The following is a 12,256-nucleotide window of genomic DNA, read 5'->3' on the forward strand; positions in this document are numbered from 1 at the left end:
TACTACTTATGCGAATCCATATTCTAGATAAGCTCAAATGAAACGAAAGGGATTTTATGCTTCGGTAAAGGACGCTAAACACTCGTCAAAGCTAATATCCATTAGTTGCTCAGATAGAAACTAGCTACTCAATGAATGAAAAGAGAACCTGTTGGGGAATAAAGTGAAGTTACTTTAATACTGTTTCTTCAACAACCAAAATGTCTAAATTAGATGTGCTTTAGATTGAACTGATAGCCAAAGTAACATCTATTTTGAGAGTCGTTGAAGATTGAGACGCAGAGCTTCCCAGGAATATGAGCATTTGAGGAGTTGTTAATGCTGTCGATCGAGGCACTTAATTTGATTTGCGTTTTGATCGCCAGGATTAATACCAACTTATGATATACAAAGCTTGCAGTTGAAATACTAAGCGATCGCTGAAGATTTTCGTGTGTCAACTGTATATATCTCTGCCAGAAAAGCTGTGTGAAAGATGTTAACACAACATCGTGTTTTCTGGTAATTTGGTTCTTTTGGAAAAAGAGGCATTACCCTACGGTAGTTAAACCACAACATAGGTAATTCCGTATTTTTGCGTTACTTCCCTACGCCCACTACCGCGATGACGTGGCGCATCATCTGGATTTTGTTCAGATGCTGCCGAGAGCCACTGTTCCGAAACAGGCGTGGAAAGTAGCCCAGTTGATAAGTGATTGACCATTGCTTGGCAGTTAGAAGCTAAGGGGCCGAACACCAGACTCGATACTAAAAGTGAAATGGCAGCACGCATAGCAAATGTCTATTTTGGAACTCTCCACTTCACTGATACTTAGCTTTTTGATTAATATCCGGACAATTCATCAAAAAGTATTCTGCTTTACTGAAAATAAACTCTTCTTACCCTCCGTTTAAATGTTCGACTAATAACCAATTACCAAAGTGGTTGTAACGACCCCACAATGTAACTAATTGTTCGTGAGGATAAGCGCTTAATTGCTCGTCAATATGCGATCGCAAAGTCACAAGCTGCCAATTTTGCCCTTGATATGCAACTGGTGCTGTGACAGCAAATCTGTATTCCTGCCGATCCAAACGGGAGAAAATGCCTTTGAAACAGTTACTTTCTCGAATTAATGCCTTGTCAAAAGCAGAGTCAGGGTACTCATTCTCCGATGGGCAAGGGCAATAACCACTATCTGGATAGGCTTGTGGGTTATTTAAGTAATACAGTTGCCAGTGCAGCCAATCCGAACGATTGGGTGGAAGATTAAATAAAGGAATAATTGCTGTTTTTGAGCGATTATCTGCTAATAAAGCTGTTTGCAGCGCCCGAATAGGTAAATACCTCGGCTGGCAGTTTAACTCAACACACATCGCTGCCGCCATTCCTGCTGCTTGACCAATACCCATAACCACAGGTTGTAATCTGGTGGCCCCATTGGCAATGTGGGAAACAGAAATGTTCTTTTCACAAACCAAGAAACCATCTGTAGTGGCTGGAATTAAGGAATTGTAAGGAATTGTAAAGGGAGTTCCAGTCCAACGTCCGCCCCAACGGATAGATTTTGGTTGCAGTGAGAATTGAACACCAGGATAATGATGGTCATTAGCGTAGTTACCAACTGCGATCGCTTCGCAAACGCCAAGGGCGAACGCATCATTAAATATAGATGCAACTCTCCCTTCAGCGATCGGTAAAATATCCTGTTCTCGGACAGTAGTTAGCCCCACTAAGCGGCGGCTTTCGCGGTAATAAGGATGCAGTGCAAAAGCTGTAGAGGTGTGAGGAAATACTTTTTCTGCTAAACCATAGCGGCGACCAAGCTGATTTTGGATAAAATGGGCAAAATTTTGGCTGTGCCAGCGAGATTCTTGGATGAATTCACCTCTGGACACATCTGACTCTATCAGCCGCCCTAATCCTTGGCCGTAGTCATTGCCACAGATTGGCCAATTAATCATGAATCGCCCATCAGGCAAACGTCCATAATTCAAAAATGTCTCTGCTCCATAGGCATCCCAAGCGCCTGTAAACTCTGAAGGATTATAGTTAGGGGCAGCTGGAATTTCTGGTGCCGCACCTACGCCCGTCGTAGACATCGCATCACCAAAGTCTTGCATAATCACTACATAAGTAGGCGCTTGCACTGGATATGTCTTGGTGAAAGAGTTAAAATTCACTGGGGCGCTGGGTTCTCCCCATTCAGATTGCAATTCCCAGCCCCAACGGTAAGGTATTTTAGCTAAAGCTAATAAATCTCCTAATTCTGTGCCGTCGAGAATAATTTTGGCTGTGACAGCAAAATCAGCAAAGCGCACACCAGTAATAGAATCACCTTGACGATAAACTTCTATTGGCACTTGTCCAGAAATCCAGTGCAGATTTGGCAATTCTTGCACCCAATCTGCAAAAATCTCCGCCCCAATTCGAGGATCGTAACTAAAAAAGCTTACCCAACTGTTATCTAATCCTCCGGGCTGTCGTTGTCGCAATTCCTGCAAAAACGCACCCCATAACCCCGTTTGAAAAGCTTCTAATTCGTTACCATCGGGTGCAGATACTCCGGCTGAAGTTAGCATTCCCCCCAACCAAGAAAATTCACTTACCAGAATCGTTTTGGCTCCCCGTCGCGCTGCTTGGATAGCAGCCGCAGTGCCTCCAGTTCCACCACCGACAACTAAGACATCAGCTGTGTATGTCTGATTAACCATTGCTTAATTTAGACAGGACTTAGAGGATGTTTGAAAAGTCCTATTGTAGGTATCAAAACATTCTAGATCCCCCTAAATCCACGCCACTTGCTTCACTTGGGGACACCCCAAAACCGCAGTGGCTACCCTTAAAAACTGGACTTTGATTCCGGTTCACCCCTTTTTAAGGGGGATTAGGGGATCGCTAAGTGTCTAAAATCACGGTGAAATACTTTTCAAACATCCTCTTAAGCAAAAAATAACCCAAACCTTGATTTTCTGGTAGGGGTAATACCCTGCGGGAAACCGTTTTGTGTAAGTCCTAAAAATACTCAAAACCTTTTCAATAGAAATGATGATTGTGGGTGAGGAGACTAGGTGTATATATTCAAGAATTTGTCTAGACTATTTTTGAGCAGATGATAACAGCAGTTTTTACTACTCCCACGCAGCCTGAAAAAAGTCGCGTTCGCAAAACATAGCATAACGATAGGTTGAATGCACAACAGAATTGGTAGTGGCATAATTGTCAACCAAACTTTCTAATTGTTGTGTTAGTGGTTGAAATTCTGCGCTACTGTAAGTACGAATCCAGTCTGCATATTGATGATTAGGAATACCATTATGAGCTAATTGTTCTCCCAAAAAGGCATACAAACGCATACAGGGAGACATAGCCGCCGCAGTTAAACCCACATCTCCACTCCAAGCAGTTGCTAACAAAAAGTCAGTATAGCGGCGCGTGGCGGTTCCAGGTTCCACAGAATGCAAATTGACTCCCCATTGAGAAGCATAGCCACTATGCAGCCGCAGTTCTTCTAAAACTCCACTAGCTAAGTTATGAAATGTAGTGAAACCTAACCAGTCTGGTGCTTTAGCTGCGGCGATACTGTACGCACGGGCAAAAGCTTCTAAGAAAAAAGCATCTTGCCCTACATAGTAAGCAAATTTCACCTGCTCAAGAGTACCATCGCCAATGCCCCGAACGAAAGGATGCTCTAAGCAAGCTTGAGCTAAGTCTTGATTTACTACCCATAATTCATTAGATAAAGTCATTTGTCATTTGTCATTTGTCATTTGTTTTATCCTCTCAAAAAGGAAACACTTAAAAAGGGAAGAACTGGAGTAAAACTGAGCCAAGACTTCCCAAAAAGTCAACGAAACTGGGACTACCAGTGCTTACTCGATCGTTTACGGGTGTTTTCAGTTCTTTAATAAAAGCCTGGGCTGTTTGTGTACCAGGGGTATTATTTTGGGATGTAAATAACTTTTCAGCAACTTGGGCATCTTGGAATGCACCTTGTCTATCTAGTATTTGGTAACGGGCGATACCACGAGCTAAATAAGCACCTGCAAATTCTGGTTTAATAGCGATCGCTTGATTAAAATAACCGATTGCTTGCTGTTGGTTGCCTTTTTGCCCTTCTGCTATACCTAAAGCATAAAATTCATCTGGTGAAGCAATTTGTGATGGGATGCCAACTGCACCTTGGAAGTTAGCACCATTTAGGTAAGCACCTTTCATTTCTGCATTTGCTAGATAGGTATTTCTCAAATCAGTACCCGCCAAATTTGCCCCACTAAATTTAGCTTCGCTGAGATTAACACCAAATAAACTAGCGCCACTCAAGTTTGCACCTCGCAAATCTGCACCGCTCAAGTTTGCACGACTGAGGTTAGCACCTGTGAGATTAGCACCGCTCAAATTGGCTCCAGATAAGTCAGCCATCACTAAACCTGCATTAGTCAAATCACAGTTTTGACATTGTTTGGTTGCCAATAATTGTCTAACATGTTCAGAATTTGCCGCTTGTACGCTTGTTGTCAAACTAATGGTGGTTAAAAATGCGGCTGCACCGAGAATTTGGTTCTTCATATTCGCGTAATATTTATTACTCAATATTTAATACTAACTGAGACGGATTTATACCTCAGCATTATGATATGAGCAATCTCAATAATTTGACCTCTGTAGTTACCTATATTACTTGTAAGTTTGAGTATAGTGCTTACAGGTTGGGTTTAATACACCGTGTTTACCAGGCTATACCTTCTGGTGCGTCTGCTAGGCGATCGCATTTCCGCATTATAGAGAAATAACCAAGCTATCAATGTCAAGCAAAATGATGCATCTGTATGATAGTCAAAACTGAGGGAACAACACTAAAGCCTGTGCAAAATATCGTTTAAAATCAAGCATCTCTAACATCCAAATAATCAGGATTTTCTTTAATCAAGTAAATCAGTGAAGCCGTGGTAAAAAGATAAATTTGCTCTTATATGCCCTGATTTTAAATAAATATGAGACTATAGAAACATTAAAGCAGTCAAAAAAACGTGAGTCAGCAAGACAAACTCTTAGAAAAAATTCTCTCTGGGACTTCTGATACAGATATCCCTTTTGCCCAACTGTGGCAACTCTTATATACACTAGGCTTTGATGAACGGATTCGTGGCGATCATCGCATTTTTGTCAAAGCCGATGTTGAGGAAATATTGAACTTACAACAAAAGAAAGGGAAAGCCAAAAGCTATCAGATTAAACAAATTCGTGCAGTAATTATCAAATATAAGCTAGGAAGTAAAAATAATGTTTCGCTATGAAATTATTCTCTACTGGAGTGAACTAGATCAAGCCTTTATTGCAGAAGTACCAGAATTGTCAGGTTGTGCTGCTGATGGTGATACTTATCAAGAAGCCTTGCACAATGTAGAATTAGTTATGCAGCAATGGATAGAAACAGCCAAGGATTTAGGGCGTTCAATTCCTCAACCTAGACCGCGTTTGATGTATATTTAATTGATACACCAACCGAGTCAAACTGAGTTTTTAGCATCATCAGAAATATTTGGCACTATCTACCATAATCGTATCTATAGGACTCATATTTGATTTTTGAAATATACGTAGGGTGCGTTATGCCAAAGGCTAACGCACCACTCCGAATTTTAGGTGCGTTACGCTGTCGTTAAGACACCAAACCCTTGATAATTGTGCGTTACGAACTTCGTTCTAACACACCCTACATACCTAATTTTGTTCAAAAATCAAATAGGAGTCCTATAGCAGTTCTAAATCATTTGTGAAAACTTAGATACCCGACTTATTTAATAAATCTGGTATTATGTAGTTGAAAATGTTAGTTACTGGCAACCTTACAAATTACCATAATATGTGATTTGTATTTGTCGGTACTATATTGAATAAGTTCTAATTCAGAACGTTCTAGTTCTTGCAAAAGTTGGGAAATTTCATATTTATGATGTCGCCAAATAGTAATTTCTTCTCCTTCAGAAATTTCAATATTTTTATCTATCCCCGTCAGACTAAAGTTTATAGTGTAATCATGATGGAATCTCATGTTGGCAACTATACTATCGGTTTTTAAATCATACTTTCTCACCAATTCACAATCTTCAGACTTAATCCCAATCTTATTTTTAACCCATCCATATATTTCTTCTACATGATACTTGCAGCCACCTCTGACGTTTCCATTCCATGTAGAGTTAGAGCCAATCTCATTAGTGAACACCAGGAAATCATTTTTTTCCATACTATCTCTAAAGTTTTTGAATACCCGATCTCTATTTTGATGATTTCCAATAGTAACGCCTAAGTGTAAAAATATTTTTGCTTGATTTTCAATTTCAATATCGGCTTTATTTTGGAATAATTTTTTTGGTATAGAATTATTTTCTATATCAATTGGAGAACTGATAAAATCGACTTGAGGAAACCATTTTTTAAAATTATTTCTGGATACATCAAGCAATTCTTCACTAATATCTAAGGCAATATATTTATTGATTTTATCTAATTTGTTAAGTTTCTGAATAAAATCTTTGGCAGGATATGAATTCCCTGCACCTACATCTACGACATTGATTTTTTCGCCACTTTTAATATTTTCATTAAAGTAGTTAAAATTAGCCTTTAAAAGCTCAATTTCTACATTCGATGTTCGATACCATCTAGGAATAAGATATTTTAGATAAAAGTCATCCCATATTTTTGCACCTCTACCTTTATAAGAATACTTTAGAGGGATTTCTCGTCTGATTTCTAATGCATTAATTATCCCTAAGATTTCTTCTTCAGAAAAAATAGAGTAGAACTCAGAACTTGGCTTTGCTGTGCGACTGATAGCAGTTGACATATCTGAGGGAAGTTGGGAATTGCTATAAAAATTTTGAGCCATTATTCTTGTTCTTTGGTTTTCTTCGGTATTTAAATGGATTAGCCGCAATGCTTGCCAAAGACGTATTTTCCCATGCAGTTGTCCCCAAATGTGGAATTGTCACCACAAATAGATTTTATATTCGCCATTGACCAGTTGTTTTTTTACAATCAAAGTGCGAGATAATTTTTCAAAGATACAGGGGTGCATTTCAGTGGTTCAGCAGCCAGAACTCCGAGAAACTTCGTCGATACAGTCAATGCAGCGTGTGCTTAAGAGTTTAAGCACTTACCGATGGACTTCGCTAGGAGCATTGGTCAGCCTGTTGCTGTTGACGATCGCAAATGCGGTGACTCCACAATTATTTAGATGGGGAATCGATCGAGGTATTAGCCAAAACAACCTCCAAATTGTGCTATACAGCGCCGCCTGGATGGTACTCGCCGCGATCGCTCGTGGTTTGTTTAACTTTGGACAAAGCTATTTGGCAGAAGCAGCGTCTCAGGGTGTAGCTTATGACCTGCGGAACAAGATTTTCAGCAAAATTCAAAATCTCAGTTTTAGCTATCATGACCAGGCGCAGACTTCCCAACTATTAACCCGTGTCACCAGCGATATTGAGCAGATCCGTACCTTTATTGGTACTAGCTTAATTCAGGTTATTGGTGGAATTGTCACACTGGTGACTATTGCGGTAGTTTTGCTGGTAATGAATTGGGAACTCGCACTGATTACACTAACAGCAGTACCTGTATCAGCATGGTTGATGGCACAATTTGTCGGTCGCAATAATAAACTTTTTCGGCAAGTCCAAGAGCAACTGAGCGACCTCAATGCTGTATTGCAAGAGAACTTGCAAGGAATCCGGGTGGTGAAAGCCTTTGTTAGGGAATCAGCCGAAAGGTCGCGTTACACGACCCTAAATGATGGTCTAGTGAAGGCAAACATGAAGACCATTAACGCCATCCACAATACCTTCCCGTTTATCTTTTTAATGAGTAACTTGGTAACACTGGCAGTTTTCGGCTACGGGGGAGCGCAGGTAATTGGGCGTAGATTCTCCATTGGCGAACTGGTGGCGTTTAACTCCTACCTAGCATTGATTCTCCAACCGATTTTGTTGATTGGATTTGCTGCGCCTGCGATCGCTCAATCAGCTGCTTCTGCGGAACGAGTTTATGAAGTTGTAGATGCAGAGGTAGAAATCCGCGATTGTCCCGGCGCTGTGCCATTTGAAACCTGCGGTGGGAGAATCACCTTTGAAAATGTTTCCTTTCGCTATCCGGGAGCCAGTACCGAAGCTCTCAAAGAAGTTTCCTTTGAAACCAAACCCAACGAACTAATCGCCGTTCTAGGGATGACTGGTTCCGGTAAAAGCACAATTATGAACTTAATTCCCCGCTTTTATGATGTCACCGGGGGAGCAGTTCGCATTGACGGAAGAGATGTAAAAAGTTTTACACTTAAAAGCCTGCGATCGCGAATTGGCATTGTATTTCAAGAAACCACTCTTTTCTCTGGCACACTCCGCGAAAATATTGCCTACGCCAAACCCGATGCAACCCTAGAGCAAGTGATTGAGGTTGCAAAAACCGCCCAAATGCATGATTTTATTATCGGTTTACCCGATGGCTACGAGACGATTGTGGGCGAACGAGGCGTGGGCCTATCTGGCGGACAAAAACAAAGAATTGCGATCGCTCGTACCTTACTAACCGATTACAGCATTCTGATTTTGGATGATAGCACCTCAGCTGTAGATGCCAAAACTGCTGCCCATATTCAAGCCGAACTAGATGGCTTAATGCGCCAAAAAACTTGCACAACGTTTGTAGTAGCTCAACGTATTAGCACCGTTAAGAATGCCGATCGCATTTTTTTAGTTGATAAAGGCCGATTGGTAGCCCAAGGGACTCACGAGGAATTGATGGAAACCAGCCCTCTCTACGGTGTGATTTTGGAATCTCAGGTAAAGACGAAAGAAAAAAATGATCCCAAACTAACGTAAATAGCATCGCTTGAGATTTTTATAACAGCCTTGTAATCCAAAATCCAAAATCTAAAATCCAAAATTGCTATGAGAGGCACTATTCCCGTTGTTGCATCTGACGATCGAGCGAGTAAGCAAATCTCCACCCTGCAACGCTTTTTGCAATATCTGCTACTTTATCGCAAAGAAATTCCCATCGCCCTGACATTAGTATTGATTGGTGCCGCAACCCAAGCAATTGGCCCGTTTTTCCTCGGTTGGTCGATCGATCGCCTAATTGCCCAAGGTAATTTGCAGGGACTCTTAATGTTATTAGGGCTACTAGGGCTGAACTACGGACTTGGCGTTTTAGCAATCCGGGGTCAAATTATTCGAGTCGGCTGGATTATGCAGCGATTGCTGGCTCAATTGAGGCAAGATATTTTTACTAAAATCCAAAGTCTGCCCCTCAGCTTTTTCGATCGCAGCGAAGCGGGCGATTTAATGAGCCGCCTGCTAAATGATGTTAATACTGTAAATCAGGCATTTGGACTAACGATCGCTCAAATGTTGGGCAACGTTTTCAGTTTGGTCGGCATAATCATTGCCATGCTCTCCATCAACCTGCAACTCGGATTGTTGAGCAACCTGGTTGTACCACTGATGATTTTTACCACAAGTTTGTTTGCTCGTTGGGCAAGAACCAGGTTTCGCGTTACTCGACAGACTATTGGTCAGCTTTCCGCCAAGTTGGAAGAAGATATTGGCAGCGTGCGAGAAGCACAGGCATTTAATCGGGTACAGATGAATATCGCAGAATTCGCCGTTCTTAACGCCGCCAATCGTGATGCCAATGTCGAAGCTGTAGCAATTACTTCGGCCTTTTTGCCCTCCATCGATTTTCTCAACACACTTGCAACCGCAGGTGTGCTGGCTTACGGCGGCTATCTCGCAGTCACTGGATCTGCAACAGTGGGTGTGGTGACATCCTTTTTACTTTACGTCCAGCAGTTCTTCCGCCCGATCCAGATTCTCAGCCAGTTTTACACCCAAGCTCAATCTGCCTTCGCCGGATTAGAGCGAATCTTTCTATTACTAGATGAACCGTCAGAACTCAAAGATGCACCCAATGCGACAGAAATGCCGCCCATTCAAGGGGAAGTGACATTTGAGAATGTCAAGTTTGGCTATAACCCAGATCAATTGGTTCTTAAAGGGGTGAATTTGCACGCCTATCCAGGACAAATGATTGCATTAGTCGGGCCGACTGGTTCGGGAAAAAGTACAATTATTAACTTGATTTTGCGCTTTTATGATGTCTCTAGTGGTGCAGTGAAAATTGATGATATTGATGTGCGTAGCGTTACTCAAGCAAGTCTACGCCGTCAAATTGGCATCGTTCTACAAGATAATATTTTGTTCAGTGGTACCGTCGCCGAAAACATTGCCTTTGGCGCTCCCTATAGTACCCAAGCTGATATCGAAGAGGCTGCACAACTGGCAAATGTGCATGAGTTCATTACCTCACTGCCACAAGGCTATACAACCCAATTGGGCGAACGGGGAGCGCCCCTGAGCCAAGGACAACGACAACTAATCAGTATTGCCCGTGCCGTATTGATTAACCCCCGAATTCTGATTCTTGATGAAGCCACCAGTAGTATTGACACGCGCACAGAAGCGCTAGTACAAACTGCGATCGCTCGTTTGCTGCAAGGTCGTACTAGTTTCGTAATTGCCCACCGCCTGAGTACAGTTACTCAAGCAGATCGGGTATTAGTGATTCAGCAGGGACAAATTGTAGAGCAAGGTACTCACGCCGAACTCATCGATCGACAAGGTGTCTATGCCAATCTCTATGCCTTGCAACTGGGTGCAGCAGACACAATGGTTCTTCAAAATGAAAAGTAAAATATATATAGCTCAAATTTACCAATTGCCAGAAAAGGAATGAAGCTACCTAACCTCGATTCACAAACCATCGATCGCATTATTGAGATGGCATGGGAAGATAGAACATCTTTTGATGCTATTGAAGCTCAGTTTGGGTTGCTGGAGAAACAGGTAATTGCCTTAATGAGGCGCGAAATGAAAGAATCTAGTTTCCAAATGTGGCGAGAGCGAGTCACCAAACGCAATACAAAGCATTTATCTAAGCGAGAATTTATTGCAGGTCGGTTTAAATCGCACAATCAAAAAACGTAACTAATTGAAAGTAAAATGACGAAAGTTACACTCTACATTGCAGCTAGTTTGGATGGCTATATTGCTCGCAGCGATGGGGGAATTGAATGGCTATCAATCCTTGACACTGAAGGGGAAGACTTCGGTTATGGTGATTTCTACGAATCCATTGATGCGATTGTTTTGGGCAGCAATACTTATGAAGTAGGGCTTGGTTTTGATGAATGGCCTTATCCGGGGAAGAAATCTTTCGTTTTCACCAAACGCAATCTCCAATCTGACCGTGAGGACGTTGTATTTGTTTCCGATCCAGTAAATAACGCTTTAGCAAATATAGAGGCTCAAGGTTTTGAAAATCTCTGGCTAGTTGGTGGCGGAGCATTAATCAATTCGTTTCTTCAGCACAGTTTGATTGACGAATATATTATTTCAACTATTCCAACTATCTTAGGTGGCGGTATACAGCTTTTCCCACCGCCTAGCCCTGAAGAAAAATTGGAGCTGATTAACTCGAAACAATATTCTAGTGGTTTAATGCAATCACATTATAGGCGAAAAGTGAATCTTTAAAAATGTATAACTGATAATAACGCTTTAGGTGGCGTTCGGTTCAATGCACCGAACTTCGGGGAATTGAAACACCACCTGAAACGTCATTGCCGTTTTTAGGAATCGGATATTTTTTAATTACGAATTAAGTTTAAACAACCTCAAGAAGCTTCTGAACAGCTTCGCTAAACTGCTCGTAAGGAGAAACTCCCACGATGGTTTCTGCTAAATTGCCATCTTTGAAAATTAAAACTGCTGGAATACTGCGAAGACCGAATTTTTTGAAAATTGGCTTGTTGTTATCAACGTCTACCTTAACGACTTTAGCGCGGCCTTTGTATTCCTGGGCGAGTTGATCCATTAACGGACTGACCAGCCGACAGGGGCCACACCAAGTAGCGGTAAAATCAACAACAACAACTTTCTCTTCACTTCCATTTAAAACAACATCAAATTCACTTTCTTCAACGTAATTAACTATCTGAGTATCAGTAGACATTTTTTTATTCCTTAGTATCAAACTAAAATTGCAGCAAAAAGCTCACTATACAAACTATACCTCCTTCTGCCTGTCAGATTCACCAGTGACCTACATTGAGAAACCCCCGCAACTGACTTTTGCTCAGTAGCGGGGATTTGATAATCTGATGGTGCATTATGCGATCGCTACCAACCTACCTAATCCAAAAATCTCACACCT

The 12,256-nt window shown here is 41.5% G+C and carries 13 protein-coding genes; 7 read left to right on the forward strand and 6 right to left on the reverse strand.

Going from position 1 to position 12,256, the window contains the following annotated elements; all coding sequences use genetic code 11:
* Positions 1 to 544: 544 nt before the first annotated feature.
* From patX to CDG77_RS03395, 4 genes are all read right to left on the reverse strand, one after another.
* A complete protein-coding gene (gene patX / locus CDG77_RS03380; RefSeq protein ID WP_094327999.1) occupies positions 545 to 772 on the reverse strand; it encodes a heterocyst-inhibiting protein PatX in 228 nt (75 codons plus the stop codon).
* A gap of 107 nt (positions 773 to 879) precedes the next feature.
* Entirely contained in the window at positions 880 to 2,694 is a 1,815-nt protein-coding gene (locus CDG77_RS03385; RefSeq protein WP_094328002.1) for an FAD-dependent oxidoreductase, read from the reverse strand.
* 417 nt (positions 2,695 to 3,111) lie between these two features.
* Entirely contained in the window at positions 3,112 to 3,729 is a 618-nt protein-coding gene (locus tag CDG77_RS03390; RefSeq protein ID WP_094328004.1) for a TenA family protein, read from the reverse strand.
* 49 nt (positions 3,730 to 3,778) lie between these two features.
* Positions 3,779 to 4,549 carry a pentapeptide repeat-containing protein gene (locus CDG77_RS03395; RefSeq protein WP_094328006.1) on the reverse strand — a complete coding sequence of 257 codons (771 nt, stop codon included), beginning with the start codon at positions 4,547 to 4,549 and terminating at the stop codon, positions 3,779 to 3,781.
* A 68-nt stretch (positions 4,550 to 4,617) separates the two neighbouring features.
* On the opposite strand from CDG77_RS03395, the gene CDG77_RS36215 reads away from it, so the two are divergent.
* The 3 genes from CDG77_RS36215 (at position 4,618) to CDG77_RS03405 (ending at position 5,473) form a co-directional block, all read left to right on the forward strand.
* Positions 4,618 to 4,773 carry a hypothetical protein gene (locus CDG77_RS36215; protein ID WP_181154203.1) on the forward strand — a complete coding sequence of 52 codons (156 nt, stop codon included), beginning with the start codon at positions 4,618 to 4,620 and terminating at the stop codon, positions 4,771 to 4,773.
* 237 nt (positions 4,774 to 5,010) lie between these two features.
* The gene (locus tag CDG77_RS03400) at positions 5,011 to 5,277 is read left to right on the forward strand and encodes a toxin HicA (protein WP_094328008.1); all 267 of its coding nucleotides are present in this window, start codon (positions 5,011 to 5,013) and stop codon (positions 5,275 to 5,277) included.
* Entirely contained in the window at positions 5,264 to 5,473 is a 210-nt protein-coding gene (locus CDG77_RS03405; RefSeq protein ID WP_442938345.1) for a type II toxin-antitoxin system HicB family antitoxin, read from the forward strand. Before CDG77_RS03400 ends, CDG77_RS03405 begins: the two co-directional genes overlap by 14 nt.
* A gap of 340 nt (positions 5,474 to 5,813) precedes the next feature.
* Here CDG77_RS03405 and CDG77_RS03410 read toward each other — a convergent pair whose 3' ends face one another.
* The gene (locus CDG77_RS03410; RefSeq protein WP_190233898.1) at positions 5,814 to 6,875 is read right to left on the reverse strand and encodes an L-histidine N(alpha)-methyltransferase; all 1,062 of its coding nucleotides are present in this window, start codon (positions 6,873 to 6,875) and stop codon (positions 5,814 to 5,816) included.
* 193 nt (positions 6,876 to 7,068) lie between these two features.
* Here CDG77_RS03410 and CDG77_RS03415 point away from each other — a divergent pair, with 193 nt between their 5' ends.
* The 4 genes from CDG77_RS03415 (at position 7,069) to CDG77_RS03430 (ending at position 11,577) form a co-directional block, all read left to right on the forward strand.
* Positions 7,069 to 8,862, forward strand: a complete 1,794-nt coding sequence (locus CDG77_RS03415; protein ID WP_094328011.1) for an ABC transporter ATP-binding protein — start codon at positions 7,069 to 7,071, stop codon at positions 8,860 to 8,862.
* Positions 8,863 to 8,931: 69 nt separating this feature from the next.
* The gene (locus CDG77_RS03420; RefSeq protein WP_094328013.1) at positions 8,932 to 10,734 is read left to right on the forward strand and encodes an ABC transporter ATP-binding protein; all 1,803 of its coding nucleotides are present in this window, start codon (positions 8,932 to 8,934) and stop codon (positions 10,732 to 10,734) included.
* A gap of 39 nt (positions 10,735 to 10,773) precedes the next feature.
* Positions 10,774 to 11,028 carry a TIGR03643 family protein gene (locus CDG77_RS03425; protein WP_094328016.1) on the forward strand — a complete coding sequence of 85 codons (255 nt, stop codon included), beginning with the start codon at positions 10,774 to 10,776 and terminating at the stop codon, positions 11,026 to 11,028.
* Between the two features lie 15 nt (positions 11,029 to 11,043).
* On the forward strand, positions 11,044 to 11,577 hold the full coding sequence (locus tag CDG77_RS03430; protein ID WP_094328018.1) for a dihydrofolate reductase family protein: 534 nt from the start codon (positions 11,044 to 11,046) through the stop codon (positions 11,575 to 11,577).
* A 130-nt stretch (positions 11,578 to 11,707) separates the two neighbouring features.
* Here CDG77_RS03430 and trxA read toward each other — a convergent pair whose 3' ends face one another.
* Entirely contained in the window at positions 11,708 to 12,055 is a 348-nt protein-coding gene (gene trxA, locus CDG77_RS03435) for a thioredoxin (protein WP_094328019.1), read from the reverse strand.
* Positions 12,056 to 12,256: the final 201 nt, after the last annotated feature.

It is taken from the genome of Nostoc sp. 'Peltigera membranacea cyanobiont' 213, from assembly GCF_002245975.1.
GTDB lineage: Bacteria > Cyanobacteriota > Cyanobacteriia > Cyanobacteriales > Nostocaceae > Nostoc.